Annotated in this window: 22 protein-coding genes; 3 read left to right on the top strand and 19 right to left on the bottom strand. The window is 67.2% G+C overall.

Annotation, left to right across the window (positions count from 1 at the left end; all coding sequences use genetic code 11):
• Positions 1 to 51: 51 nt before the first annotated feature.
• From EDF74_RS11985 to EDF74_RS11930, 12 genes are all read right to left on the bottom strand, one after another.
• Complete coding sequence (locus EDF74_RS11985) at positions 52 to 1,755, bottom strand: BatD family protein (RefSeq protein ID WP_123730322.1); 1,704 nt, start codon at positions 1,753 to 1,755, stop codon at positions 52 to 54.
• Positions 1,752 to 3,497 carry a VWA domain-containing protein gene (locus tag EDF74_RS11980; protein ID WP_123730321.1) on the bottom strand — a complete coding sequence of 582 codons (1,746 nt, stop codon included), beginning with the start codon at positions 3,495 to 3,497 and terminating at the stop codon, positions 1,752 to 1,754. Before EDF74_RS11980 ends, EDF74_RS11985 begins: the two co-directional genes overlap by 4 nt.
• On the bottom strand, positions 3,494 to 4,501 hold the full coding sequence (locus tag EDF74_RS11975) for a vWA domain-containing protein (protein WP_123730320.1): 1,008 nt from the start codon (positions 4,499 to 4,501) through the stop codon (positions 3,494 to 3,496). Before EDF74_RS11975 ends, EDF74_RS11980 begins: the two co-directional genes overlap by 4 nt.
• Positions 4,498 to 4,959 carry a DUF4381 domain-containing protein gene (locus EDF74_RS11970; RefSeq protein ID WP_123730319.1) on the bottom strand — a complete coding sequence of 154 codons (462 nt, stop codon included), beginning with the start codon at positions 4,957 to 4,959 and terminating at the stop codon, positions 4,498 to 4,500. Before EDF74_RS11970 ends, EDF74_RS11975 begins: the two co-directional genes overlap by 4 nt.
• Positions 4,956 to 5,879 (bottom strand): DUF58 domain-containing protein, encoded by a 924-nt coding sequence (locus EDF74_RS11965; protein WP_123730318.1) that lies wholly within the window; start codon positions 5,877 to 5,879, stop codon positions 4,956 to 4,958. Before EDF74_RS11965 ends, EDF74_RS11970 begins: the two co-directional genes overlap by 4 nt.
• 5 nt (positions 5,880 to 5,884) lie before the next feature.
• Complete coding sequence (locus tag EDF74_RS11960; protein ID WP_123730871.1) at positions 5,885 to 6,907, bottom strand: AAA family ATPase; 1,023 nt, start codon at positions 6,905 to 6,907, stop codon at positions 5,885 to 5,887.
• Between the two features lie 115 nt (positions 6,908 to 7,022).
• The gene (locus EDF74_RS11955) at positions 7,023 to 7,310 is read right to left on the bottom strand and encodes a YkgJ family cysteine cluster protein (protein ID WP_123730317.1); all 288 of its coding nucleotides are present in this window, start codon (positions 7,308 to 7,310) and stop codon (positions 7,023 to 7,025) included.
• Positions 7,311 to 7,446: 136 nt separating this feature from the next.
• Positions 7,447 to 9,435: a type IV pilus secretin PilQ gene (locus EDF74_RS11950; protein ID WP_123730870.1), complete on the bottom strand. Its 1,989-nt coding sequence runs from the start codon at positions 9,433 to 9,435 to the stop codon at positions 7,447 to 7,449.
• A gap of 20 nt (positions 9,436 to 9,455) precedes the next feature.
• Positions 9,456 to 9,992: a pilus assembly protein PilP gene (locus EDF74_RS11945; protein WP_123730316.1), complete on the bottom strand. Its 537-nt coding sequence runs from the start codon at positions 9,990 to 9,992 to the stop codon at positions 9,456 to 9,458.
• Positions 9,989 to 10,666, bottom strand: coding sequence for a type 4a pilus biogenesis protein PilO (locus tag EDF74_RS11940; protein WP_123730315.1), 678 nt, complete (start codon positions 10,664 to 10,666; stop codon positions 9,989 to 9,991). The genes EDF74_RS11945 and EDF74_RS11940 overlap by 4 nt, the downstream gene beginning before the upstream one ends.
• A complete protein-coding gene (locus tag EDF74_RS11935) occupies positions 10,663 to 11,484 on the bottom strand; it encodes a PilN domain-containing protein (protein WP_123730314.1) in 822 nt (273 codons plus the stop codon). Before EDF74_RS11935 ends, EDF74_RS11940 begins: the two co-directional genes overlap by 4 nt.
• A complete protein-coding gene (locus EDF74_RS11930) occupies positions 11,484 to 12,542 on the bottom strand; it encodes a pilus assembly protein PilM (protein ID WP_123730869.1) in 1,059 nt (352 codons plus the stop codon). Before EDF74_RS11930 ends, EDF74_RS11935 begins: the two co-directional genes overlap by 1 nt.
• Positions 12,543 to 12,765: 223 nt before the next feature.
• On the opposite strand from EDF74_RS11930, the gene EDF74_RS11925 reads away from it, so the two are divergent.
• Entirely contained in the window at positions 12,766 to 15,186 is a 2,421-nt protein-coding gene (locus EDF74_RS11925; protein WP_123730313.1) for a penicillin-binding protein 1A, read from the top strand.
• A gap of 182 nt (positions 15,187 to 15,368) precedes the next feature.
• Complete coding sequence (locus EDF74_RS11920; protein ID WP_123730312.1) at positions 15,369 to 16,016, top strand: hypothetical protein; 648 nt, start codon at positions 15,369 to 15,371, stop codon at positions 16,014 to 16,016.
• A gap of 18 nt (positions 16,017 to 16,034) precedes the next feature.
• Here the strand turns inward: EDF74_RS11920 and EDF74_RS11915 are convergent, their stop codons facing one another.
• A complete protein-coding gene (locus EDF74_RS11915; protein ID WP_123730311.1) occupies positions 16,035 to 16,799 on the bottom strand; it encodes an alpha/beta fold hydrolase in 765 nt (254 codons plus the stop codon).
• Between the two features lie 96 nt (positions 16,800 to 16,895).
• Between EDF74_RS11915 and EDF74_RS11910 the strand changes: the two genes are divergently transcribed.
• Positions 16,896 to 17,681, top strand: a complete 786-nt coding sequence (locus EDF74_RS11910) for an AraC family transcriptional regulator (protein ID WP_123730310.1) — start codon at positions 16,896 to 16,898, stop codon at positions 17,679 to 17,681.
• 67 nt (positions 17,682 to 17,748) lie between these two features.
• Here EDF74_RS11910 and EDF74_RS11905 read toward each other — a convergent pair whose 3' ends face one another.
• The 6 genes from EDF74_RS11905 to EDF74_RS11880 form a co-directional block, all read right to left on the bottom strand.
• The gene (locus tag EDF74_RS11905) at positions 17,749 to 19,116 is read right to left on the bottom strand and encodes a citrate synthase (RefSeq protein ID WP_428999155.1); all 1,368 of its coding nucleotides are present in this window, start codon (positions 19,114 to 19,116) and stop codon (positions 17,749 to 17,751) included.
• A gap of 226 nt (positions 19,117 to 19,342) precedes the next feature.
• Positions 19,343 to 19,603 (bottom strand): type B 50S ribosomal protein L31, encoded by a 261-nt coding sequence (locus EDF74_RS11900; RefSeq protein ID WP_019183873.1) that lies wholly within the window; start codon positions 19,601 to 19,603, stop codon positions 19,343 to 19,345.
• A 112-nt stretch (positions 19,604 to 19,715) separates the two neighbouring features.
• Entirely contained in the window at positions 19,716 to 20,651 is a 936-nt protein-coding gene (locus EDF74_RS11895; RefSeq protein WP_088432679.1) for a nucleoside hydrolase, read from the bottom strand.
• A 222-nt stretch (positions 20,652 to 20,873) separates the two neighbouring features.
• Entirely contained in the window at positions 20,874 to 22,985 is a 2,112-nt protein-coding gene (gene recG, locus EDF74_RS11890; RefSeq protein WP_123730308.1) for an ATP-dependent DNA helicase RecG, read from the bottom strand.
• A gap of 1 nt (position 22,986) precedes the next feature.
• A complete protein-coding gene (locus EDF74_RS11885; RefSeq protein WP_121039448.1) occupies positions 22,987 to 23,379 on the bottom strand; it encodes a RidA family protein in 393 nt (130 codons plus the stop codon).
• 407 nt (positions 23,380 to 23,786) lie between these two features.
• A complete protein-coding gene (locus tag EDF74_RS11880) occupies positions 23,787 to 25,946 on the bottom strand; it encodes a RelA/SpoT family protein (protein WP_121039451.1) in 2,160 nt (719 codons plus the stop codon).
• Positions 25,947 to 26,081: the final 135 nt, after the last annotated feature.

The raw sequence follows: 26,081 nt of genomic DNA, 5'->3' as shown, positions 1-26,081 counted from the left end.
AAAAAATGAAATCAGCTTAGCAAAGCCAGCCACCCTGACCGACACGCCTTTTTATGAATGCGCGGATGGGTACAACGGCGCAAGGCCATTGTTCTGGGCGGCCGCATGCGCCCGCCAGTGTGGTCCGTCATGGAAGGCGCGCCGCAGGTCCTGCCGGGCCTGGCCGACATCGCCGCCCTGCCCGCCCCAACGGACCTGCTGCATCTGGACCAACGCCTCGCGCTGCTGCGCATCGTCGAGGCGCGCCAGCACCTGCTCCAGGGTGTGCACACCGCCCATGCCCGCCAGCACCGCGATGATCTCGTCCAACCCGCCCGCTTCCATGGCCCGGCGCAGGTCGGCGCGGGTGTACGCGCTCCCTGCCGCAGCGACGGGAACGACCCCTTCGGCACTGCGCACGGCAACAGGACGACCGCGACGTTGCCAGCCCCAGACCAGGGTCAACAGCCACAGCACGGCCAGGCCCGCGGACAGCGCGATCCAGCCCCAGGGCCGTGGCGCGCCCTGCGCCGGCGCCAGCTGCAGATCGGTAGAGGCCGCCGCCGGTTCGCCCGGCAGCGCCGAGGTGGTGTCCACCGGCAGGGTGGGTGCGGCACTGCCGGCGCCCCCGGCGGCGATGTCCAGTTGCAGGTCCGGCAGGGTGGCGCTGCGCGGTTGACCGGCGGCCACGTCCCACCACGCCATGCGCAGGCCCGGAACCGTCAGCGGCCCAGCCTGGCGCGGCACGATCGCAAAGCGCCGGGTCAGCGTGAGCTGCGGGGTGTTGCCATTGAAGGTTTCATCGAACTGCGGCGGCTCGGCGAACACCTGCGCGCCCGGACCCACATCGGGCACCGGCAGCTCCGGGAACTGCGCCTTGGTCGCGCCCTCGGCCACGGCCTCCACCACCACGGTGGCCGCTTCACCGGCACGACCGGTGGTCGGCGCGGCGGTGTAGCGCAGGCGCAGCCCATGCAGTGGCAGCCACGGTTGGGGTGCCGAGGCTGGCTGCGCCTGGACCTGCAGGGTGCGCTGGGCCGAGGCCGCGCGCAGCCGACCGTCGCCGCCGAACATGTCATTGAAGAAGCCGCCCGCACTGCGCCCATTGAACTGCGCGGCCGGCAGCACCAGCGGCCCACTGCGCTCGGGGATCAGCAGAAAGCGCCGCTCCACCACGTTGTAGCGGCGGCCGTTGACCTCGCGTACCTGGCTGCGGTCATCGCCCACCCGCTGCAGCGATGCACCGGCCGGCGTATCGAGCACCAGCTCACCGCTGAGCAGTTGCGCGGCGTAGAACAGCCGCACCACCACGCCCACGCTCTGCTGCACATAGGGTGTGGAATCGTCGACCTCGGTTTCCAGGAAAACGGCGGCATTGCTGCCGGCCGCCGCCGGGGCTGCGGCGCTGCTGGCAGCGACCTGCAGGGTCAGCGGCTGGGTCCGGCTGCTGCCCACCTGCAGGGCGGGAATCTGCAGCGTGCCACTGCGCCTGGGAGTGAGCAGCACGGCATACAGCGCGCGCGAGGTCGTCGCGCCGTTGCTCCACTGCACCTGGCGGCTGCTGGTCTGGCTGCTGAGATCGAAGTCGGTCCGCAGCGGGCCATAATCCGGCGCGCCGCCGCCCGCATCGGATTCGATGTTCAGGGCGACGGTATCGCTGTCGGTGATCTGTTCGCGGTCGAGCCAGGCGCGGGTCTGCGCGTGCGCGGCCATGCTTGCGCACAGCAGCAGGGCAAGCCCGGCGCGCAACCCGCGCTGTATTGTGGAATGTGTCATCGCCCTTCCCGTTTCCTGCGTTCGTTTTCCAGCTGGAACTTGGCCCGCAGCAGGCTGCCCGGGTCGTCCGGTACCCGCCGCATCCAGGCCTCTACCGCCTGCTGCTGCTCGCGCTGCTGCGGGGTGCCGCTGACTTGGCCCTGCGCCTTGTCGGTGCCGTCGTTCTTCCCTTGGCGCTGCATCGCCTGCTGCATGCGCTCGCGCTGGGCCGCGTCGGCCTCGGCCTGCGCCTGGCTGTCGGCAGCTTGCGGCGACTTCTCGCCCTGGGAGCGGCCATCCTTCGGATCAGCGGACGAGGGCGGCGGTGACTGCCCCTGTTCGCCCTTGTCCTGCGGCGGCGAGGACTGACCGTCTTTACCCTGCCCCTGGTTCTTGCCGGCGTCGGGCTTGTCGGGCGGCTTCTTTCCGTCCTTCTGATCGCTGTTCTGGTCGTTGTTCTGCGGTGGCTTGCGCTTGCGTGCGGCATCGACCGCAGCGCGATTGGCGACCGCATCCGCCATGCCCGGGTGCGCTTTCAGCGCACGGTCGTAGGCATCGATGGCGGCGTCGTACTGGCCCTGTCGCGCCAACGCATTGCCCAGGTTGTACCAGCCTGCGTCCGTATCGATGCCCTCGAACTGCTGCTGCGCCGCCTTGAAGTCGCCCTTGCGGTACGCATCCACCCCCGTGGACAGGCGCTGCTGGTCGACCTGATCGGCGCGCTGCCACCACGTCCGCTCGGCGGCGTGTGCCGTCGTCGGCATCGCCATCGGCAGCGCCGCCATCATCACCAGCGCCACGAGCAGACCGCGGCGGCGGAACGCGAACAGTGCCAGCAGCATCAGCGGCGGCAGCAGCCAGAAGCCTTCATCGCGCCACGTGCGGCCCTGCCCTTCCCGGCTGTCATCGGCACTGACCCGCGGGGTCAACACGTGCAGCGCCGCGAGATCCTTGTCATCGGAGGCGATACGCGCATAGCGGCCGCCGCCACGGCTGGCGACACCCCGCAGCGTGCCCTCCTCCAGCCGCGCCGGCACGATCTGGCCCTCGCCGTTGCGGTAGGCCGCGCCCTGCGGCGTGCCCAGACCGAGCACGGAGACCACGAAGCCCTGCGCACGTGCCGAGGCCGCGGCCTGTTCGGCATCGGCGTCGGCGCGGTCAGTCAGCAGCAGGATGTCGCCGCTGCGCGCGCCGGATTGCTGCAGCAGCTTGACTGCCGTTTCCAGCGCCCGATCGGCACGCTGGCCATCGCGTGGCATGACATCCGGTGCAAGCGCATCCAGATACAGCGCGACATTGGCCATGTCGTCGGTCAGTGGCGCTACGGTGTAGGCATCATCGGCGTACACCAGCAAGGCAATTTCGCCGCCCTGGCGCTCGCGCAGCAAGGTGGCCAGCTTGGCGCGCGCCTGCAGCAGCCGCGACGGCGGCAGATCGGTCGCGGTAACGCGCGAGGAGAGGTCCAGTGCAACCACCAGCGGCGACGGCGTCTGCCACAACGGCTGGGCGACCTGCCGCCACGACGGCCCGGCCAGCGCCACGATGGCGATCGCTGTGCCGAGCAGCAGCAGGATCAACCCACCCCAGGCGCGGCGGTCGCGGCCAACCAGCAGATGACGCAGCAGATGGGCATCGACCGTCTGCCGCCACACATTGCTGCGCCGCCGGCGCAGCCACCAGATCGCCACCAGCAGCGGCAGCGCCAGCAGCGCCCACAGCGCATCCGGCCGCACGAAATGCAGGGCATTCCAGCTTGTGTTCATCGCCAGCGCCTCGGCAGCAGCCAGGCCAGGCCGGCCAGCAGCAGTGCCAACGCCAGCGGCATCGCATAGCGCTCGATCCGCGGCCGCACCGCGGGTCCGGCCGATTTCACCGGCTCCAGGCGTTCCAGTTCGGCATAGATGCCGGCCAGCTCATTGGTATTGCGCGCCCGGAACGAGCGGCCGCCGGTGAGCTCGGCAATCTTGTTCAAGGTGGCCTCGTCGACCGGATCCTCGCCCGGGGCGATCTGCACGCCAAACAGACTGATGCCGCCGTCACCGCCGAAGGCCACGGTATAGACGCGCACGCCTTCGGTCTGGGCCAGCTCGGCCGCGCGCAGCGGCTCAAGTACGCCGGCGTTGCTCACACCGTCGGTAAGCAGGATCAGCACGCGTTGGCCTTCGGGTTGTTCGCGCAGGCGTTTGACCGCCAGCGCGATCGCATCGCCAATGGCGGTCTCACGCCCGGCCAGGCCGACCACGCTGTCGCGCAGCTGATCGCGCACACTGGTGAGGTCGGCGGTCAATGGGGTCAGCGTATAGGCACGTTCACCGAAGATCAGCAGGCCAACCCGATCGCCCACTCGGCGGTCGAGGAAGTCGGCCAGCACGGCCTTGGCCGCCGTCAGCCGCTCGACCACCTGGTTGCCAAGCATCATGTCCGCTTCGCTCATGCTGCCGGACACGTCCACCGCGAGCATCATCTGCCGGCCCTGCTGCGGTGGCGTCACCGCCTCACCCAACTGCTGCGGTCGCGCGGCGGCCACGCACAGGCAGGCCCACGCCAGCCATAGCAGCGCGCGACCCAGTCGTGGCCCGGCACCGCCCGAAGCAGCCCCGAGCGATTGCAGCTGATCGGCGGCATACGGCACCCGCAACGCGGCACCTGCACCGGGGCGCGAGGGCCACCAGCGCATCAGGATCGGTAGCGGCAACGCCACCAGCATCCACGGCCAGGCCAAGCCGTCGAGCCAGCTCAACCATGCCGGCAATGTGACCGCGATCATCGGCGCCGCTCCGTCAGCAGCGACAGATAGCGGCGGCGTGCGAGGACGCGCAACCGCTGCACCGCTTCGGCGTCGACACTCGGCCGATAGCCGCCATCGAGCAGCAGCGCGCCGTCGCCCTCGGAAAAGGCCCGGCTGTTCTTCTCGTCCAGGAACGCCAGCCATGCGTCGCCCTGCAGACGTTCCGCCCCGGGCTGGTATTGACGTGCGGCGCGGCGCAGCAACTCGGCGATGGCCGCCACTTCCAGCACCGGCGAACCGGCCTGGGATACCTGGGCATCGAACAGATCGAGCCAGCGCTGGCGTGCACGTCGCCGGCGCCATTGCCACGCCCAGATCGCCGCCACCACCAGCATGATCGCGGCAAATACCAGCCACCAGCCCGGTGCGGGCGGCCACCACGACGGGGAGGGTGGCAGTTGCACATCGCGCAACGGCAACGAGGCCGCGGCGCTCATGCCACCACCGCGGTCGGCAGCGGGCTCAACCAGCTGTCGCTGGCGTCATCGGTGGCCACCACATGCACCTGGATGCGGCGCGCAGCCAGGCCGCTCTGCAGGGCTTCCAGCGGTGCCACGAAGCGATCGCGCCAGTGTTCGCGCACCGCTGCGCTGCCCAGATCGAGCAGCACCCGGCGGCCCTGCGAAAGAAATGGCAATGCCTCGGCCGGCGGCGCCAGCTCCAGCGGATCGACCAGCAGCATCACCACCACTTCGTGGTGCATGGCCAGTGCGGCCCAGCGTGCACTGCTGATCGTCGCGGCGCGCGCCGGATCGGCCAGCACCACCACGCGTGCGCCGGGGCGAAGCAGCCGCGCCGCCTGCTCCAGGGCACGATCCAGGCCGGCATCGTCGGCGGGCGGTTCGGCATACCAACGGGTCAAGGCATCGAGCACGCGCAGCACACCCCGGGTGCCGCCGGCCGGTGCGATCGGCGGCTCCTGGGTGCTGCCGCGCACGGCAGCCAGGCGATCGCCTTGGCGCTGCGCCAGCCACGCCGCGACCGCGCCGACGCGCGCGGCCTGCACGGATTTGAAGCGGACCCGGGTGCCGAAATACAGCACCGGGTCGGTATCGGCGACCAGCAGCGTCAAGCGCTCGCGCTCGGCCTGGAAGAGTTTGGTATGTGCGCGCCCGGTGCGCGCGGTGACGCGCCAGTCGATATGCCGCGCGTCATCGCCCGGCACGTACTCGCGCGACTCGGCGTATTCCATGCCGCGCCCGCGCGCGGGCGACGGTGCACTGCCGGCATGTCCGAGCCGGCCTCGCCTCGCCGGCGGAGCTCGATGCGCACTGCGCCGCAGCGCGACCAGTTCGGCCAGGCGCGGCTGCAGGCCATCGCCGTCAAGCGGCGTGGCGGGATGCGCGGGCACGTCCATGACGCTCAGGGCGCCGGCACGCGGGCCAGCAGCTCGGCCACCAGGCGATCGCCATCCCAGCCCTCGGCGGTGGCTTCATAGCTGGGCAGCACGCGGTGGCGCAGCACGTCCGGAGCCACGTTGCGCACATCTTCCGGGGTCACGAAGTCGCGGCCCGCCAGCCAGGCGCGCGCACGTGCGCAGCGCTCCAGGGCGATCGAGCCACGCGGGCTGGCGCCCCAGGCGATACGCCGGGCAAGCGCCGGGTCATAGCGGGCGGCATCGCGCGAGGCCAGCACGATTTCGATGAGATAGCGCTCCAGCGCCGGCGCCATGTGCAGCGACAGCACCGCCTTGCGTGCAGCGAATACATCGCTCAACGGCATGCGGGCGGGCGCGGCGATCGGGGTGGACAGCGCCTCCCGGGCCCGCTCACGCGCCAGGCGCAGGATCTCGGCCTCGGCGTCCGAATCCGGGTAACCGATCCGGACGTGCATCAGGAAGCGGTCCAGCTGGGCTTCGGGAAGCGGGAAGGTGCCTTCCTGCTCGATCGGGTTCTGCGTGGCCATCACCAGGAACAGCGACGGCAGCGGATAGGTATGGCGGCCCACGGTGACCTGGCGCTCGCCCATCGCTTCAAGCAGCGCGGACTGCACCTTGGCCGGCGCGCGATTGATTTCGTCGGCCAGCAGGATCGGATGGAAGATCGGGCCGGGCACGAATTCGAAGCGGCCTTCCTGCGGGCGCCAGATCTCGGTGCCGGTCAGATCGGCCGGCAGCAGATCGGGCGTGAACTGCACGCGGGAGAAATCCGCATCGAGCCGGGCGGCCAGCGCGCGGATCGCGGTGGTCTTGGCCAGGCCGGGCGCGCCTTCGACCAGCAGGTGGCCATCGGCCAGCAGCGCGGTCAGCAGGCGCTCCACGAGCGCGCTCTGGCCGACGATCTCGGCGGACAAGGCGTCGCGCAGTGCGCGGAACGCGTCGTGCAGGCGGTCGTGCTCCACCGGAGCGGATGAAGCGGTATCAGGCATGGGGGGCGGCAGATTCATGGCATCCATGTGACCTCCACGGCGGGCAGAGGTTCCATTCCCATGATGGCAGGACAGCGGCGGTTACGGCATCAAGATTGGCTGAACACGAAACGGGTCACCGGCGGATCCCACACTAGGCCGCGTTCGAACCGACGACACGGCCCTCAGTGGAATAGATCGCGCTGCAGTACGGGCCGGACATCACGAAGCGCCGGCACGCCTGAGGCCGGTCGTCATAGATGCTGCAGTTCATGCGCTGGCGGTCCAGCGCCACGCACCATCCGTCCGCACCCTGGGCCATCACGCGCAGCCCGCCCGGCCGTTCCGTGGTCAGATCCGCCGGAATGCAGTCCGATGCCTCAAGCACAACGGTCAGGCGACAACACTGCGCGCCGCAGCTGGAACAGTTGGCTCTTGCCATGGAAAATCACACGCTTCTGCGAAACATCAAGAGGCAGCATAGCGCGGATCCCCGCCCACCCGGTGATGCCCGCCCGCCCCGCAAACGGGAAAGGGCCGCACCGGGCGGCCCTTTCCTTGCTGCACTCAGACGCGCGTCAGTTGACGGCCGGGGTATTCCGGGACACGCGCAGCACCTTGGGGGTCACGAACACCAGCAGTTCGGCCTTGTCCTTGTTGCGGCTGCGCTTCTTGAACAGATTGCCCAGGAACGGCACGTCCCCAAGGAACGGCACCTTGTTGACACTGTTGCGGTCGGTGAACTCGTACACGCCACCGATCACGACGGTCTGACCGTCGTCGACCAGTACGGCAGTATTCACTTCACGGCGGTTGATGGTCGGCACGGTGCCGTAGCCATCCAGCACGATGTAGCTGTCCACTTCGTCCTTCTTGACCGCCATGTTCAGGAACACGCGGTTGTCGTTGGTGATGGTCGGGGTGACCTTCAGCTCCAGCACCACCTCCTTGAACTGCACGTTGGCCTGGGCCACACCGCCGGCACCGCCGCCACTGATGGTGACGTAGCCGATTTCCTTACCCTGTTTGATCACCGCTTCACGCTGGTTGGTGGTAACCACACGCGGGTTGGAGATCACTTCGCCGCGGGATTCTTCCTGCATCGCCGAGAGTTCGACGTCCAGCAGGTAGCCCGCGTTGAGGATCGACAGCGCCAGCGAACCGGGGCTCTTGAGCGCATCGACCGGCAGGTTCCAGTTCAGGCCACTGTTGATCGTGGACGGGGCGCGGACCGGAATCGAGCCGGTGCGGCCACCGGCCACCCAGTCGTTGATTGCTTTCTGGTACTCGAAATCCTTGGCCGAACGGTCGTTGATGTTCTTGCCGTTCTGCCCTAGGTCACCACTGAAATAGACGTTGTCGCGGCTGCCGCTGATGCCGAACTTTGCGCCGAGCTCGCGGGCGAACGTATCGGTGGCGATCACGATGCGGCTTTCGATCAGGACCTGGTCGACCGGGCGGTCGATCACGTTGATCAGTTCACGCATCCGCGCGATCTTCTTCGGGATGTCGCTGATCATCAGCGTATTGGTGCGCTCGTCAGCCACGATGCGGCCGCGCGAGGACAGGAAGCCGCTTTCTTCCTGTGAATTGCTGCCACTGCCACCACCACCGCTGCCACTGTTGCCGCCGCCGATGCCCTTGGCTTCGGTCAGCGCTTTGAAGATCACGGCCGCGTTGTGATAGTTGATCTGGATATAGTCGGTAACCAGGTCCTCGCGATTCTCGATCGCGATGCGCGCGTCTTCCTTGTCCTGCTCGAACTTGGCCAGTTCCGGCTGCGGGGCGACCCAGATCACGCCACCATCGCGACGCTTGTCCAGGCCCTTGGCCCGCAGCACGATGTCCAGCGCCTGGTCCCACGGCACGTTGATCAGGCGCAGGGTCACGTTGCCCTGCACGCTGTCGGAGGCGACCACGTTGAGGTTGGATTCCTCGGCGACCAGCTGCAGCACGGTGCGCACCGGCACGTCCTGGAAGTTGAAGGTCACCGGCTTGCCGCTGTAGCCACGCTGGGCAACCGACGCTGCCGCCTGGCTCACCGTGGTGGCGTTGACCGCACCGGTTGCCGGCGCCGCCTGGCGCGGGCTGATCTCGACCACATACTCATTGCCGCTCTGATACGCGAGCGATTCGAATGCGGTGTTGGTGTTGAGCACCAGCTGGGTACCGCCGCCGTACGGCTTGGCGTCGATGCGCTGCACCGGGGTCGCGAAATCGGTCACGTTGATCGGCTTCTGCAGCGCTTCAGGCAGACGCGCGTTGCCGACATCGATCACCACGCTGTTGCCCTGGCTGCGCAGGTCCGGGCTGGCGCCCTGCCCGTCGAACTGCAGGATCAGCCGGCCGGCGCCATCGTCGCCGCGCTTGAAATCGATCTTGGATACCGACAGCGACGCCGGTGCGGTGGCCGCCGCCGGCGTGCCTGCCGGCTTGGGCGCAGCCGCACTGGGCGTGGCCGCCATCACTGTGCCGTTGGCCACCATGAGCGCGACTCCCAGCGCGCACAGGTGGATCAGCTTCTGCCGCCGGACCGGACGCAGCCGCAGGGCGTTGGAAAAGGTCATCGTGCTATCCCCATAATCATTCATTGATCTTCAAGCGCGAGCGTTGCAGGCCGTTCCAGCCAGCCACCCGCGCCATCCGGCACCAGTTCAATCAGCTCAATCCGGTCCTCGAAGACCCCGGTTACCCGCCCGTCGCTCTGCCCCAGATAGACGCCCGGACGCACCCGATAGGTGACCTTGTCCGGTGCCATCACCAGTGCGACGAGCCCGCCCCCGCGACCGATCGAACCGACCATGTCCAAGGCATCCAGAGGGAAGTCCTCCATCGGCTCCTTGCGGCGGTTCGGATCCGGACGCAGCCCCGATCCCCCTTGCGGATTGGTCCAGGCGTCGGTGAACGGGTCGCGCATCCCCTGCGCGGAATATTCAAACGTCTCGAACTGCTGCATCACCGGCAGCGGCTCAAGCGGCGGTGCCGGACGTGCGCGCACGTCGGCCACCCACTTTTCCAGATTCGGGGCATCACCGGGGGTACTGGTCACGCCGCGTGCGCAGCCGGCCAGCAGTACCACGCCCAGCAGGCCGCATACCCGTGCGGTCGAGGTGAGGCGGCTCATTTCCTGCCCCCTTTCTTCTCTGCCTTTTCCCGTTCGGCAGCCGCTTTTTCCTGCGCTTCCATCTCCACGTCATCCAGGTAACGGTAAGTCTTGACCGTTCCGGACAACTCCAGCGCACCGCTGCGGGCGGTGATGCCGGTCTTGGGATCCTTCGGCTTCAGGTTGATGTCGTGCATGGTCAGGATGACCACGCGCGGCAGCGAGGCCACACCGCTGACGAATGCACCGAACTGGTGGTAGCTGCCCACCATGCGCAGGGCGATCGGCTTTTCGGCGTAGAACTCCTTGGGCTGCTCGGCACCGGGCTGGAACAGCTCGTTGGCCAGGCCGCTGGAGAGCGCCGTCTGCGAGATGTCGATGATCAGGTCCGGCATTTCGGTCTTGCTGGGCAGCTGGCGCAGCATCTGCTGCAGCACCTGCTCCATCTGGGTCAGCTGCTGCTTGAGCGGCTCCAGGTTCACCGCCCGGCCCTGCTCCTTTTCAAACTCGGTGCGCAGCTCGGTTTCCTTGTTCACCAGCGAGGCAAGCTCGTCGCGCTTGCCACTGATCAGCAGGAACCAGCCCATGACCACGATGAACAGCGCGAGCACCACGCAGAACACGACCTTGGCCTGCTGCGGCCAGTTGCCGATGTTGTTGAAGTCCAGCTCTTTGAGATTGATTTTCTGGCTCATTGCTGGCTCCCCTCCTGCGCGTTGGCAGGCGCCGGCGGTGGTGCGGGCGGCGTGGTCGGAACAATCCGGCTGCCGGCCGGCTTGGCCGGTGCGGTCGCGTCCGGTGCAGCGGGTGCGGCGGCCGGTTCCTGGGTCGCGGCGGCCGGCGCAGCGGACAGCGGCGCTACCGGTGGAACCGGCGCGGCCTCGGCGGCCGTGTCGACCACGGTGCCATCATCGGCCAGGGCCGTGTCGCTCTGTGCGGGCAGGTTCACCTTGACCACGAACATGTACGGCAAGGACTTGATGTCCATCACCGGGCCGGGCGCCGTGGACGTCTTTTCCTTGTCCGGGGCCTTGGCTTCGATGATCGACAGCTCCGGATTGGTCATCCAGCCCGAGCTTTCCAGGTTGCGCATGTAGGCGCTGACGCGTGCGTTGGACTGCGTGCGCCCTTCCAGGGTCAGCACGTCGCCCTCCTGCTTGAGCGTGGTCAGCACCACCCCGTCGGGGATGGTCCGGACCAGCGCATCGAACAGGTGCACCATCTGCGAACGCTTGGCCTGCAGTTCCTCGATCACGGCCTTGCGGGCCAGCAGTCGATCCTTCTGGCGGTCCAGACGCTCGATCTCCTTGTTCTGCTCCTTGACCTTGTCGATCTCGGCCTGCAGGAAGGTATTGCGATCGGCCTGCCCGCTGACCTGACGGTCGTAGTAGAACCAGATCAACAACGACAGCAGCAGGCCACCGATGGCGGCCCCACCCAGCATGGCGTAGAAGTCGCGCTGGCGTTGCTTGCGCCGCTCGGCGCGCCAGGGCAATAGGTTGATGCGCGCCATCAGTCAAAGCTCCTCAGCGCCAGACCGGTCGCAATCATCAGCGCCGGGGCGTCCTGGGCCAGCGCGTGCGCCTGCACCTTCGGACCCAGCGTCATCTGTGCCAGCGGGTTGGCCACCACGGTGGCCACGCCCAGCTGCTCTTCCACCATGTCCGGCAAGCCGGTCAGGGCCGCGCAACCGCCGGCGAGCACGATGTGATCGACCCGGTTGAACTCGCTGCCCGCATAGAAGAACTGCAGCAGACGGCTGATCTGCTGGACGGTGGCTTCCTTGAACGGCTCGAGCACTTCCATCTCGTAGCTTTCCGGCAACCCACCCTGACGCTTGGCCAGGCCGGCCTCTTCATAGGTCAGCCCGTAGCGGCGCATCACTTCGTCGGTCAGCTGCTTGCCGCCGAACACCTGTTCGCGGCTGTACAGGCTGCGCCCGCCGCGCAGGACGTTCAGGGTGGTCATGGTGGCACCGATGTCCACCAGCGCCACCACGCCATCACTGGCCACCGGCAGCTCGCTGGCGACCAGGGCAAAGGCGTTCTCGACCGCGAAGGCCTCCACGTCCATGACCCGCGCGACCAGTCCGCCCAGTTCCAGCGCCGATTGGCGCAGCTCGACGTTCTCCGAACGCGAGGCCGCCAGCAGCACCTGGACCATTTCCGGGTTGTTCGGAATCGCACCCAGCACTTCGAAATCGAGGTTCACTTCCTCGATCGGGTACGGGATGTAGTTGACCGCCTCGAGCTCGACCTGGGCTTCCATCTCGTTCTCGTCCAGATCGGCCGGCATCGGGATCAGCTTGGTGATCACGGCCGAACCGGCCACGGCCGCGGCAGCATGCCGAGCCTTGGTCCCGGAGCGGTTCACGGCACGTCGAATGGCCTCCCCGACCGCTTCGACCTCCACGATGTTCTTTTCCACCACCGCATTCGGCGGAAGTGGTTCCACAGCGTAATGTTCCACGCGGAAACGATTGCCGCTGCGGGATAGCTGCAACAGCTTTACTGCAGTCGAGCTGATATCGACGCCGATAAGAGGCGACTGGCTTTTTGGGATAAGCCCCACGGTTTCTCCCCTGCCGATGGGCACTTGGACGCAGAAGCTGCGACCGCGCATTAATAACGTTTTTTTTGCAAATCGCAACCGTCAAGCTGTAAAACGGGCATCACTGCTCGTTTCACGCGTCCCCAGACGGCGATCGACTGCTCTCCCCGGGAACACCCCCAGCCGTTCCCTTGCGTAATCTATACTCTGCGACCACGAAATTCGCAATCGGAATCTGTCACTGATGACACGTCTTCGCCGTTGGCTGCGCTGGATGCTGGTCGCGTTCCTGGTCCTGGCATTGATCGGCGCTGCGGTGGCCGGCGGCCTCTACTACGCCATTTCCTCCAAGCTCCCCGACGTGCAGACCCTGCGCGACGTGGAGATGCAGGAGCCCATGTATGTCTATGCCAGCGATGGCAAGCTCATGGCGGTGTTCGGCGAGACCCGGCGCACTCCCATCACCATGAAGGACGTCCCGGAGCGCCTCAAGCAGGCCTTCCTGGCCACCGAGGATGCCCGCTTCTACGAGCACGGCGGGGTGGACTACAAGGGCATCGGCCGCGCCGTCTGGCTGCTGGCCACCACCAGCGACAAGCGCGTGCCGGGTGGCTCGACCATCACCCAGCAGGTCGCCCGCCAGTTCTTCCTGAGCTCGGAGTACAGCTACACCCGAAAGCTGGCCGAGATCCTGCTGGCCCGGAAGATCGAGAGCGAGCTGAGCAAGGACGAGATCTTCGAGCTCTACCTGAACAAGAGTTTCTTCGGCAACCGCGCCTACGGCGTGGCCGCCGCGGCCGAGTTCTACTACGGCAAGAAGCTGGGCGAGCTGGACCTGGACGAAATGGCCTCGCTGGCCGGCATCCCCAAGTTCCCCTCCTCCGGCAACCCGATCAGCAACCCCGAGCGCGCCCGTGAGCGCCGCGACTTCTATGTACTGCAGCGCATGGCCAGCCTGGGCTTCATCTCCCAGGCCGAGGCCGACGCGGCCAAGGCCGTGCCGATGCACGCCACCGCGCATGAGCCGCCGGTGCAGGTCGAGGCGCCCTACGTGGCCGAGCTGGTCCGCCAGGAAATGATTGCCCGCTTCGGCGGCGACGTGGTCAACAAGGGTTACCACGTGACCACCACGATCAATGCCGAACTGCAGACCGCGGCCAACCTGTCGGTGCGCGATGGCCTGCTGGCCTACGACCACCGCCACGGCTGGCACGGGGTGGAGCAGCACGTGGAAGTGCCGGCTGACGCCGATGCCGCCGCGTTGGCGCTCAAGCTGGCCGGCATCCCGGCCCAGACCGGCCTGCTGCCGGCGATCGTGGCGGCGACCGCCGCCGATGGCAGCGCCACCGTGGTACTGGGCAACCGCAGCGAAGTGGTACTGCCTGCCAGCGCCGCCCGCTGGACCAACAAGACCCCGGCCAAGCTGGTCACCCGCGGCGACATCGTGCGGGTGCGGGCCGGCGAGAAAGAAGGCGAGTGGCTGCTCGACCAGATCCCGCGCGGCCAGGCCGCCCTGGTCTCGCTGGACGCCGAAAACGGGGCCTTGAAGGCACTGGTCGGCGGCTTCAGCTTCTCCGGCAACAAGTTCAACCGTGCCACCCAGGCGCGCCGTCAGCCGGGTTCGAGCTTCAAGCCCTTCATCTACGCGGCCGCCTTCGACAAGGGCTTCAATCCGGCCTCGATCGTGCTCGACGCCCCCGTCGTGTTCCGCGACCGCCGCGGCAAGACCTGGTCGCCGCAGAACGACGGCGGCGGCTTCCGCGGCCCGATGCGGCTGCGTGAAGCGCTGGTGCAGTCGCGCAACCTGGTCTCGGTGCGCCTGCTCGATGGCATGGGCGTGGATTACGCGCGCAAGTACATCAGCGAGTTCGGCTTCGCCGAGGCCGAGCTGCCGCCGAACCTGTCGATGTCGCTGGGCACCGCGTCGCTGACCCCGCTCTCGGTGGCGCGCGGCTATGCGGTGTTCGCCAACGGCGGCTCGCGCGTGGACACCTGGCTGATCGACCGGGTCACCGACCGTGACGGCGTGGAAGTGTTCAAGGAAAACCCGGCCATCGCCTGCCGCGACTGCGCCGGCAGCAGCGGCGTGCCGGTCAGCCAGGTCGTGGACGGCTTCAACTTCGGCTCCGCGCCCGCGGCGAACGCCGCACCAGCCAAGCCGCAGCAGGCGGCCGCCGTCGAAGCACCGGTACCGGTCAACCCGGATGCCAAGGTCGCCCCGCGTGCGATCGATGCCCGTACCGCGTACCAGCTCAACTCGATGATGCGCGACGTGGTCCAGCGCGGCACCGGCACCGCGGCCAAGGTGCTCGGCCGCGAAGACGTGGGCGGCAAGACCGGCTCGACCAACGATCACCGCGACGCCTGGTTCTCCGGTTTCGGTGGCCCCTACGCGACCACCGTGTGGGTGGGCCGCGACGACTTCCGCTCGCTGGGCTACCGCGAGTACGGCGGCCGCGCCGCGCTGCCGATCTGGATCGAGTACATGCGCGTCGCGCTGAAGGACACCCCGATCGCGCAGAACGAGCCGCCTTCGGGCATGGTCCAGGCCACGCTCAACGGCGCCACCGAGTGGGTCAAGGTGGAGGATATGGAGAAGCTGGAGGAGTACGACTTCAACAGCCAGACCCCGCAGGCCGACGACGCCGCGTTCGATATCTTCTGACCGCATGCGCCGGGTTCGCCCGGCGCCGCCGCGTATCGTCCGCCCCATCGCCACGGTAGAGCCACCCCATGGGTGGCTGCACGTAACCCTTGAACGCAGGCACAGCCAGCCATGGGCTGGCTCTACCTGCCTGTCACATCGCCGGTGTACATTGCCGTGCAGGTCGCCAAGGAGTACCGGTCATGCATCGAGCCCGTCAGCATGCAGCCACCCAGACCCGTGAGCGTCGCCACCAGCTGGCGCATGAAGCCGCCCGTCTGATGGCCGAGGGCGGCATCCGCGACTATCACCAGGCCAAGCTCAAGGCCGCCACCCGGCTCGGCATCCATGACGATGCCTCCCTGCCCCGCAACACCGAGATCGAAGACGCCCTGCGCGAGTATCAGCGTCTGTTCGCCGGTGCCGACCATGGCGCACAGCTGCGTCAACGCCGTGAGGCCGCCCTGCGCGCGATGGACTTCCTGCGCGCCTTCTCACCGCGCCTGTGCGGCCCGGTGCTGGACGGCACCGCCGATGCCAACAGCCCCGTGCAGCTGCAGGTGCACAGCGACGATGCCGATGCCGTGCAGCGCTACCTCGATGAACATGGCATCCCGGCCGAATCGCGCACACGCCGGCTGCGGCTGGACCGCGAACGCAGCCTGGATGCGCCGGTCTGGGTATTCAGTGCCGAGGACCTGACCTTCGACATCGCCGTGCTGCCTTACGATGGCCTGCGCCAACCGCCGCTATCGGCCATCGATGAAAAGCCGATGCGGCGCGCGTCGGCCACGCAGTTGCGTGAGCTGCTGGCTGACAGCGAGATCGAGGGTTACCTGGGCCGTGGATGAGACTACGCGCGGCCTCCTTCAGGCCTCGGCGAACGGGACCAGAAAGCGCTCGATCGCCGCAACCAAGGCCAACGGCGTTTCGTTCATCGGGTAGTGACCCGCACTTTCCAGCACCTCCAGGGTCGCCTGCCGATAGCGGCTCAGGTAGGTCCTTTCCATGAAGGCCGCGTTGAACACCGGATCGTGCTCGCCGATAAGCACTTTCACCGGATGCCGGCCGACGATCTCCGCGCTGAAGTCGGTATCAGCCCAGGCCGGGAAGTAACCGGCGAATGCCTCCGGCGACGCGTGCGCCATCGAGTACTGCGCCTTCCAGTCCAGCCACGCGGCGGGCAACCGCCCACCGGTGCTGCGATCGATGATGCCACGGCGGATGCTCACGCTGCCCGCGGCCGCTTCAAGCAACTGCCGCGTCGGTGAATCGTAGGCGATGCCACCGCACGGCACGGGCGCAACGGCGACCAGCGCGCGCACGCGATCCGGGGCGAGCACCGCGATCCGCTCGATGGCCATGCCGCCCATCGAATGCCCGATCAGGCTGAAGGTCTCGATGCCCAGCGTGTCGGCCAAGGTCAGCGCGTCGTTGGCGATCTCGTCGATGGTGTAGTTGCCACGCACATCGCGCATCCCGCCGTAGCCGCGGCAGTCCATGAACACATAGGTGAACTCCTCACCGGACAGCCACGGTTCGATGGGGTCGAACGCATGCGCGTCGCCAAACCAGCCGTGCAGGACCAGGACAGGATGGGCGCCAGTGCCGGCGCGATGAAAGGTGGGGGACATGGCGGCATCGTCAGGAAGAAAGGCTGGGCGATGATCGTAGGGCGTCGGCGCGTGGCCCGCCGTCGATATCAGGCCGATGGCGATAGAATCCGGGCCATGCGCAATACCCTGCTCGATCCCTTTGAAGATCTACCGCGCGCCGTGGTGGTCACCGCCAATGACTACGCCGCCGGATCCGTCTTCCCCGACCACGCGCATCGGCGCGGTCAGTTCGCGTTCGCCTCGCGCGGCACCATCAGCCTCACCACACCCGAAGGACACTGGCTGGTGCCACCACGGCGTGCCTGCTGGGTGCCCGCAGGCGTCGCACACGCCATGGCGATGCGTGGCCCGGTCACGATGCTCAATGTGTTCGTGGCGGCCGAAGAAGTGGCGGCGGTCCAGTTGCCTGCGCGCTGCGGCGTGTACGCCGTATCGGCGCTGCTGCGGCACCTGATGGACGATGCGGTCGATCTGCCGGCACTGTACGACCTTGAGGGGCGAGCCGGCCGGCTGATGCAGTTGCTGGTCGCGGAGATCGCCGCGATGCCACGCCTGTCACTGCATGCACCGCTGCCCCGCGACCCGCGCCTGGCGCGCGCCTGCCAGCCGCTGTTGGATGCGCCCTCGATCGCCGCCTCGCTCGATGAGGTTGCCGCCGAAGCGGGTATGAGCCGACGCACTTTTACCCGCCAGTTCCGCGCGGACACCGGGGTGGGGTTTGCCGAATGGCGCCAGCAGATCTGTCTGCTCGCCGCGATCGAACGCCTGGGTGCCGGGCAGCCGGTCACCCGGATCGCACTGGATCTGGGATACGCCAGCCCAAGCGCGTTCACCTCGGCATTCCGCCGCGTGCTCGGCGAAGCACCCAGCCGGTATGTGGAAACGCGCCGGACGACGTAGCCACAGCCGCACAGGCAAAAAAACGCCCCGCAGTGCGGGGCGCTTTCAACACAACCTGCCGGAGCGATCAGCCCTGGTAGTCGCGCACGTCGCTACCGGTGTAGACCTGGCGCGGACGGCCGATCTTCATTTCCGGATCGACCTGCTGTTCCAGCCAATGCGCCACCCAGCCGGAGGTACGGCCCAGGGCGAACATGACGGTGAACATTTCGGTCGGGATCTGCAGCGCCTTGTAGATGATGCCACTGTAGAAATCGACGTTCGGGTAGAGCTTGCGGGCGACGAAGTAGTCGTCCTGCAGCGCGGCCTGTTCCAGCTTGACGGCCACGTCCAGCAGCGGATCCTGCACGCCCAGCTGCTTGAGCACCTTGCCGGTCATCTCGCCGATGACCTTGGCGCGCGGGTCGAAGTTCTTGTACACGCGGTGGCCGAAGCCCATCAGGCGGAAGCCGGAGGTCTTGTCCTTGGCCTTGAGCACGGCGGACTCGACGTTGTCGGCCGAACCGATCTCTTCGAGCATCTTCAGCACGGCTTCGTTGGCACCGCCGTGGGCCGGACCCCACAGCGCGGTGACGCCAGCGGCGACCGACGCGTACGGGTTGGCACCGGTCGAACCGACCAGACGCACGGTCGAGGTCGAGGCGTTCTGCTCGTGGTCGGCGTGCAGGATGAACAGCAGGTCCAGCGCCTTGACCACGTCCTGGTTCAGCTCGTACTGGCCGTCGGCCGACTCGAAGGTCTGCTTCAGGAAGCGGCTGACGTAATCCAGCGAGGTGTCCGGCTTGTTGGCCGGCAGACCCTTGCCGTGGCGGTAGATCAGCGCCGACAGGGTCGGCACCTTGGCGATCAGGCGCACCGCGGCGTGGCGACGCTGTTCGGCGTCGGACAGGTCCAGCGAGGCGTGGTAGATGCCCGACAGCTGCGCGATGGCGGCGGTCAGGATGGCCATCGGATGGGCATCCTTGGCGAAGCTGCCGATCAGCGTGTTGATCGACGGATCCACATCGGCTTCGGCGGCCAGCTCGTCGGTGAAGGCCTTCAGCTGCTCGGCGCTCGGACGCTCGCCGTTGATCAGCAGGTAGGCCACTTCGACGTAGCTCGACTTTTCCGAGAGCTGCTCGATGGGATAGCCGCGATACAGCAGCACGCCCTTGTCACCGTCGATATAGGTGATGGCGGACTTGCAGCTGGCGGTGGCGGTGAAGCCGGAGTCGTACGTGAAGAGACCGGTTTCCTTGGTCAGCTTCGAGATATCGACGCAATCGTTGCCGAGCGTAGGTTTGATGACGGGCAGAACAACCGACTTTTCGCCGGCGTTGAGCGTGACCTGATCAAGATCGGACACTGTGTGCGCTCCTCGAGGGAAGGCGCCCGCCCAAGCGCATGGGTCAGGCACGTGAAGGAAGTCCACGATCGTTATCGTGGATCCCGCCATTATCGCACAGCAACATTTTCGACGCCCTAGGACGGAAGTCGTAGACGCAGGTTCCAGACCGCGCCGCAGGCGCCATCCCAGCGCGCGCAAGGGCTCGCGCCAACGCACGGACACAGCGTTCCGTCGGCGGGGCATGCAGGCCTCACCTGGCGTTCAGTAAACCGGGAACAACAAAAAACAACGGCCGCCAAGGCGACCGTTGTTTTCAAGCAGCTGCGTCGACAGATCAGGCCGCGGTCGGCGCCGGCTTGCCGAAACGCTTCTGGAACTTGTCGATACGGCCGCTGGTGTCGATCACCTTGTGCTTGCCCGTGTAGAACGGATGCGAAGCCGAGGAGATTTCAACCTTGACGAGCGGATACTCGTTGCCGTCTTCCCACTTGATCGTGTCCTTGGTGGACATGGTCGAACGGGTCAGGATCTTGAAATCAGAGGTAACGTCGTGGAAAACCACGTCGCGGTAAGCAGGATGAATATCGGCCTTCATGGGCGCGCACCGTAATAAGGGCTGGTGGTCAAGAGCGGCATTATAGTCCCGGCCGCCGCAAAGGGCAAGCCGGGTCCATCAACCGTGCGAAAGGTCCGCCGCAGCGGCGTCATCAGACGCCGAGTGCCGCCCTCACCTGGGCCTCGAAGCGACCCTGGTCGTAGGCCATCAGCAGCTGAGTGTTGTCAGGCTGCCCGGTCTGGCGGTTCCAGTCGACAATGGTAGCACCCCGGCTGTGCACGCCGGCCAGTTCCACGTTCAGCGGACGCGATTCGACCCGCAGCGCGCCTTCCGGCTGCAGCGCCCAGGCCATCGCCAGCGCATCGGCGGCGTACCAGCGCTCGCCACGGCTGTCTTCGGACCACAGGCGGGTCTGGCGCGAGATCAGCTCGTAGAAACGGGCCTTGTCGCTGTCGGCCGCCAGCCACTGCTCGACGTCCGCGTGCAGCAGGCCGTGGGCCACGGTGGCCTCCCAGTCGGCCACTTCGATGTGCGGGAAGCCGGTGAACACGATGTGCGCCGCCTCCGGATCGAAGGCGATGTTGAACTCGGCGGCCGGGGTGATGTTGCCGTGGCAGGTCACCGCCCCACCCATGACCAGGAAGCGCTTCACGCGCTGCGGCAGGGTCGGGTCGAGCTTCAGGGCCAGCGCCAGGTTGGTCAGCGGGCCGAGTGCGACCAGGAACAGCTCACCGGCGTATTCGTGCGACAGGCGCAGGATCGCCAGCGCGGCGTGCTCGGCCTCGGCCTGGCGCTTGGCGGCCGGCAGGTTCACATCGCCAAAGCCATCGGCGCCGTGCACATGGGCGGCATCGACGGAGGGGTGCAGCAGCGGGTCGGCGGTACCGGCGTAGACCGGCACGTCGTCGCGGCCAGCCACTTCGCACAGTTTCAGGGCATTGCGGACTGTGTGGTCCAGGCCTACGTTGCCGGCGGCGATGGTCAGGCCAACGATATCGTGGCGCTCATCGGCGAAGGCCATCAACAGGGCCAGGGCATCATCGACACCGGGGTCGGTGTCGATCAACAGCGGAATCTTCTTGCTCATCGTTGCCGTCTTGATAATCGGCAAGGGACTTTCGCACCCTGTCATGACAAATACAAGGCGGCGCCCGCCGACGCCTCACGTTGGCCACAAAGCCGACGGGCCTTGAATGTGCGTGGCTCCTGCTTCGATTACTCGACCGCAATCGGATGGGCCACTTCGCGGCTCTGATCGTGGAGGGACGTGTGCCGGCCTTCGCCCCCCCCCCTGCCGACCGCCCGCGGTTTATGCCGACGCGTACCGCACGGCCGTGCCGATCCAGCGCCGCACCACCTGATCGGCCACGTCAGGTGCCTCGGCCAGCAGCCGCTCGGCAAGGTCATGCACGCCCGGCAGCAGATCCGCGTCGCGGGCCAGATCGGCCATCCTGAAGCCGGCCAGGCCGGTCTGTCGTGTGCCCAGCAGTTCGCCCGGGCCGCGCAGCTCCAGATCCTTCTCGGCGATCAGGAAGCCATCGTTGGTCTGCCGCATCGTTTCCAGCCGCTCGCGCGCCATGTTCGACAGCGGCGCTTGGTACAACAGCACGCACCGCGACACGGCCGAGCCGCGCCCTACCCGGCCGCGCAGCTGGTGCAGCTGCGCCAGGCCGAGACGCTCGGCGTTCTCGATGATCATCAACGACGCGTTGGGCACGTCCACGCCCACTTCGATCACCGTGGTGGCCACCAGCAGATCGATCTCACCGGCCTTGAAGGCAACCATCGTGGCGAGTTTCTCACTCGCCTTCAGCCGCCCGTGCACCAGCCCCACGCGCACGCCCGGCAGCAGCGCCTGCAACGATTCGAACGTGGCCTGGGCGGGTGTCGCATCGAGCTCTTCGCTTTCCTCGATCAGCGTGCAGACCCAGTACACCTGCTGGCCTTCGCGGCAGGCCACCGCGATGCGTTCGATCAGCTCCGGCCGGCGATCATTGTTGAGCGCCACGGTCTGCACCGGCGTACGCCCCGGCGGCAGCTCATCGATCGCCGAGATATCCAGATCGGCGTACTCGGACATCGCCAGGGTGCGCGGAATCGGTGTCGCGGTCATCACCAGTTGGTGCGGCACGCTGCGCCCGTCCGCGCCCTTGTCGCGCAGCGCCAGCCGCTGGTGTACGCCGAAACGGTGCTGCTCATCGACGATCGCCAGCGCGAGATCCTTGAACACCACACTGTCCTGCATCAGCGCGTGCGTACCGACCACCACCTGCGCCTCGCCCGAGGCGACCTCGGCCAATACCTTGGTGCGCGCCTTGCCGGTGACCTTGCCGGCCAGCCATGCGGTCCGCACGCCCAACGGCTCCAGCCAGGCGCGCAGATTGTTCATATGCTGCTCGGCGAGCAGCTCGGTGGGTGCGGCCAATGCGACCTGCTTGCCCCGCTCTACCGCCAGCATCGCCGCCAACGCGGCCACCACGGTCTTGCCCGAGCCGACGTCACCCTGCACCAGCCGCAGCATCGGATGCGCCTTGGCGAGGTCCTTGCGGATCTGCTCGAACACGCGCTGCTGCGCACCGGTCAGCTGGAACGGCAGGCTGTCGCGCAGCTGTGCGACCAACGCACCCTGCCCGCGCAGCGATGGCGCGTGGTGCGCCTGCAACGCCATGCGCTGCCGGCGCAGACTCAGGTGGTGTGCCAGCAATTCTTCGATGGCCAACCGGCGTTGAGCCGGATGCCGGCCCGCGGCCAGCGCCACCAGATCGGCGTCCGGCGGTGGGCGGTGCACGGTCAGCAGCGCACTGCGCAGCGAGGGCAACCCCAGCCCCGACAACCAACCGGCTGGCAGCAGTTCCAGCGTGGATTCTTCCGGCAACTTGTCCAGCGCCAGCCCGATGAATTTACGCATCGTCGCCGGCCCGACTCCCTCGACCGCCGGATAGACCGGATCGAGGCTGTCGCCCAGCGCATCCTCTTCATTGCCGCCCATCACCCGGTAACTGGGGTGGACGATCTCCAGCCCGTGATGGCCGGGCTTGGCGGTGCCGTAGCAGCGGATGCGCGTGCCCACGGCAAACTGCGCGACCTGCTGGGCGCGGAAGTGGAAGAAACGCAGCACCAGCGTGCCGTACGAATCATCCTCGATCGCGACCTTGAGCACCGGCCGATAGCGGAACCCGCGCTCGACCGCACTCACCCGCCCCTCCACCTGCGCCGCCACACCCGGCTGCAACTGGGCAATGGTGGTCAGCCGGGTACGGTCTTCATAGCGCAGCGGCAGATGCAGCCACAGATCCTGCAGCGACGACAGGCCACGGGCGGCCAGCTTGATCGCCACCGCCGGCCCGATACCGGAGAGCATCGACAACGATGCCTCCCCGGCTGCGGCCAGCGCCGGTGCAGGAGCCCGTGACCGCGCCACGTCAGGCCTGGTCGAGCACCATCACCGCATCGACTTCGAAGTTGGCGGCCTTCGGCAGACCCGCCACTTCGATGGTCGAACGTGCCGGGAACGGCGCCTTGAAGTAATCCTGCATGACCGCATTGACCTTGGCGAACTCGCCCAGATCGGTCAGGTACAGGCCCAGACGCACGATCTGATCCAGCGAACCACCGGCCTCTTCGGCCACGGCCTTCAGGTTGTCGAACGCACGACGCGCCTGCGCCTCGATATCGCCCACACCCACGATGTCACCGGTGGCCGGATCCAGCGGAATCTGGCCCGAGAAATACACGGTATTGCCCGCACGCACGGCCTGCGAATACGGACCGATGGCCGCCGGGGCCTTGGCACTGGTAATGATCTGACGGGACATGGAAGCTCCACGATTCAAAAGGGGGAACGCAATTGTAGCGCCCCCGCGGGTAGCGCCACGCCATGCGTGGACGCCCCCCAACCGCGCAGCGCCAATGACCCATCCGTTCGCGGTAGCCACGCCACCGCTCTCCGCACCCCCGCCTGCCTTGGAAGGGAGGTGACGGGTGGGCCGGGGCGGGACCGTGTGTTGCCATGGATGGCAACACACGAGCTTACAGGGACGTACTTGCAGCGGGTCCCGCCCCGGCCTGCCCGTCACCTCCCCCACGCAGGAAGCAGGCGCACGTGAGCCGCGGTTCGCAGTGCCTAATCAGGATCATCGCCGCGCCGCGCCACGCGAAGCCAGCCGACCAACGGTCGGCTCTACCCATGCAAGCGCTCAGCCACCCTCGGCAGGCGGATGGGTTACTGGCGCCGCACCGACTGCACCACCGACAACCGCCGCAGACGCCGCATCACTTCCGCCAGATGGTTGCGATCGCGCACCTGGATATTGAACGCCAGCACCGCCGCATTGAAATCGCGGTCCAGATAATCCACGCGCTCGATGTTCGAATGGCTCTGCGCGATCGCCGCCGCCAACTGCGCCAGCACACCGGTCCCGTTCTCCACCTCGACGATCAACGACGTGTCGTAATCCCCCGACACCGTCGTATCCCACCCGATCGGCACCCAGCGCTCCGGCGACTTGCGCAGCTCGGCCAGGTTCGGGCAGTCCAGACGGTGCACCACGATGCCCTTGCCGGCCGTGTGGTAGCCCATGATGTCGTCGCCCGGAATCGGCTGGCAACAGTTCGCGAAGCTCACTACTCCGCGCTCGCTGCCATTGATCAGGATCTTTTCCTGCGAATGCTTCGAATGCGCCCCACCGCGCAGCTCTGCATACGCCATCAGCGCCTGCGCGGCCTGGTTCGGCATCCAGTTGCCCAGCGCCACTTCGGCCAGCAGGGCCTCCAGGCGCGGATACCGGTGCTCGGCCAGGAACGCATCCAGGCGCCCCTTCGGCAGCCGCTCCAGCGAGCTGTCCATCGCCTCCAGCGCGCGGTCCAGCATCCGATGACCCAGCTGCACCGCGTCCTCGTGCTCCAGCTGCTTGAGCTGGTGACGGATCGCCGTGCGCGCCTTGGAACTGACCACGAACTCCAGCCACTGCGGCTTGGGCGTGGCCGAACGCGCGGTGATCACTTCCACCGTCTGCCCACTGACCAGCTTGGTGCGCAGCGGAACCAGCTTCTTGTCCACGCGCGAGGCCACCGCCATGTTGCCCACATCGGTATGCACCGCATACGCGAAATCCAGCGCCGTGGAATTGCGCGGCAGCGCCAGGATCTTGCCCTTCGGCGTAAACAGATAGACCTCGTCCGGGAACAGATCCACCTTGACGTTGTCCAGGAACTCCAGCGACGAGCCGGCGGCACGCTGCGAATCGATCAACTCCACGATCCACGCATGCGCACGGCTCTGTGCGCTGTTGGGTGAGTCGCCACCGAACTTGTAGGTCCAGTGCGCGGCCACGCCTCGCTCGGCGATCAGGTCCATTTCCTCGGTACGGATCTGCACCTCGATCGGCGAGCCGTACGGCCCGAACAGCACCGTGTGCAGCGACTGGTAGCCGTTGGCCTTGGGGATCGCGATGAAATCGCGGAAGCGCCCGTCCAGCGGCTTGAAGGTGGCATGCACCGCGCCGAGCGCGTGGTAGGCACTGGGCACGTTGCGCACGACCAGGCGGAAGCCGAACACGTCCATGACCTGGTCGAAGGATTTGTTCTCGTCGTGCATCTTGTTGTAGATGCTCCACGGGGTCTTGATGCGGCTGACCAGGCGATGCTCCAGCCCTTCCTTGGCCAGGCGCTGGCTCAACTGCACCTCCACCTGCGCCATGGCCTCGCGGCGCACCACCGGCTGGCTGCGGATGTGTTTTTCCAGGATCGCGTGGCGCCACGGGTACAGCGCCTTGAAGCCGAGGTTCTGCAACTCGCTCTTGACCAGGCTCATGCCCAGCCGCTGCGCGATCGGGGCGTAGATTTCCAGCGTTTCGCGGGCGATGCGGCCGCGTGCTTCGCGGCTCTGCGCGCCCAGCGTACGCATGTTGTGCAGGCGGTCAGCCAGCTTGATCATGATCACGCGCAGGTCGCGCGACATCGCCAGCAGCATCTTGCGGAAGCTCTCGGCGGCCGCCTCCTGGCGGTCGCGGAACTTCAGCTTGTCCAGCTTGGTGACGCCATCGACCAGTTCGGCCACGGCTTCGCCGAACTCGGCGGCCAGCTCCTCGCGGGTCAGCGGCGTGTCTTCGATGGTGTCGTGCAGGATCGCGGCGATCAGCGCCTCCACGTCCAGGCCGAGCTCGGCCAGCACCTGGGCAACGGCGACCGGATGGGTGATGTAGGGCTCGCCCGACTTGCGGGTCTGGCCGGCATGCGCGGCGGCGCCTACTTCCCAGGCGCGGCGCAGCAGTGGCAGTTGGTCGGGCGGCAGATAGTGCGCTGCGCGCTCAAGCTGGAGGACATAGTCGGGTACGGCCGCGCCGGCGGGCGTGGCGACCTTGGCAGTGGGGCCTGGGTTCATGCTCAAAGACTATGCCAGCGGCGTGATATCGGCAAATCCTGAACAGGGAGTTTCACCTGCAACAACATGCCCTCACCGCAGCCACTGGCGGCACAAACGAAACAGCCCGCCAAAAGGCGGGCTGTTCGCAGCAAC

This window comes from Stenotrophomonas rhizophila, from assembly GCF_003751305.1.
In the GTDB taxonomy this organism is placed as follows: domain Bacteria; phylum Pseudomonadota; class Gammaproteobacteria; order Xanthomonadales; family Xanthomonadaceae; genus Stenotrophomonas; species Stenotrophomonas rhizophila_B.
The sequence above is the reverse complement of the archived record's forward strand: the minus strand, read 5'-3'. Positions and strand labels throughout refer to the sequence as shown.

What these genes read in the sequence shown, in the direction of transcription:
- EDF74_RS11985 (WP_123730322.1), bottom strand. Translation starts at nt 1,755, where the DNA reads ATGACACATTCCACAATACAGCGCGGGTTGCGCGCCGGGCTTGCCCTG.
- EDF74_RS11980 (WP_123730321.1), bottom strand. Translation starts at nt 3,497, where the DNA reads ATGAACACAAGCTGGAATGCCCTGCATTTCGTGCGGCCGGATGCGCTG.
- EDF74_RS11975 (WP_123730320.1), bottom strand. Translation starts at nt 4,501, where the DNA reads ATGATCGCGGTCACATTGCCGGCATGGTTGAGCTGGCTCGACGGCTTG.
- EDF74_RS11970 (WP_123730319.1), bottom strand. Translation starts at nt 4,959, where the DNA reads ATGAGCGCCGCGGCCTCGTTGCCGTTGCGCGATGTGCAACTGCCACCC.
- EDF74_RS11965 (WP_123730318.1), bottom strand. Translation starts at nt 5,879, where the DNA reads ATGGACGTGCCCGCGCATCCCGCCACGCCGCTTGACGGCGATGGCCTG.
- EDF74_RS11960 (WP_123730871.1), bottom strand. Translation starts at nt 6,907, where the DNA reads ATGAATCTGCCGCCCCCCATGCCTGATACCGCTTCATCCGCTCCGGTG.
- EDF74_RS11955 (WP_123730317.1), bottom strand. Translation starts at nt 7,310, where the DNA reads ATGGCAAGAGCCAACTGTTCCAGCTGCGGCGCGCAGTGTTGTCGCCTG.
- EDF74_RS11950 (WP_123730870.1), bottom strand. Translation starts at nt 9,435, where the DNA reads ATGACCTTTTCCAACGCCCTGCGGCTGCGTCCGGTCCGGCGGCAGAAG.
- EDF74_RS11945 (WP_123730316.1), bottom strand. Translation starts at nt 9,992, where the DNA reads ATGAGCCGCCTCACCTCGACCGCACGGGTATGCGGCCTGCTGGGCGTG.
- EDF74_RS11940 (WP_123730315.1), bottom strand. Translation starts at nt 10,666, where the DNA reads ATGAGCCAGAAAATCAATCTCAAAGAGCTGGACTTCAACAACATCGGC.
- EDF74_RS11935 (WP_123730314.1), bottom strand. Translation starts at nt 11,484, where the DNA reads ATGGCGCGCATCAACCTATTGCCCTGGCGCGCCGAGCGGCGCAAGCAA.
- EDF74_RS11925 (WP_123730313.1), top strand. Translation starts at nt 12,766, where the DNA reads ATGACACGTCTTCGCCGTTGGCTGCGCTGGATGCTGGTCGCGTTCCTG.
- EDF74_RS11920 (WP_123730312.1), top strand. Translation starts at nt 15,369, where the DNA reads ATGCATCGAGCCCGTCAGCATGCAGCCACCCAGACCCGTGAGCGTCGC.
- EDF74_RS11915 (WP_123730311.1), bottom strand. Translation starts at nt 16,799, where the DNA reads ATGTCCCCCACCTTTCATCGCGCCGGCACTGGCGCCCATCCTGTCCTG.
- EDF74_RS11910 (WP_123730310.1), top strand. Translation starts at nt 16,896, where the DNA reads ATGCGCAATACCCTGCTCGATCCCTTTGAAGATCTACCGCGCGCCGTG.
- EDF74_RS11905 (WP_428999155.1), bottom strand. Translation starts at nt 19,116, where the DNA reads ATGGCGGGATCCACGATAACGATCGTGGACTTCCTTCACGTGCCTGAC.
- EDF74_RS11900 (WP_019183873.1), bottom strand. Translation starts at nt 19,603, where the DNA reads ATGAAGGCCGATATTCATCCTGCTTACCGCGACGTGGTTTTCCACGAC.
- EDF74_RS11895 (WP_088432679.1), bottom strand. Translation starts at nt 20,651, where the DNA reads ATGAGCAAGAAGATTCCGCTGTTGATCGACACCGACCCCGGTGTCGAT.
- EDF74_RS11885 (WP_121039448.1), bottom strand. Translation starts at nt 23,379, where the DNA reads ATGTCCCGTCAGATCATTACCAGTGCCAAGGCCCCGGCGGCCATCGGT.
- EDF74_RS11880 (WP_121039451.1), bottom strand. Translation starts at nt 25,946, where the DNA reads ATGAACCCAGGCCCCACTGCCAAGGTCGCCACGCCCGCCGGCGCGGCC.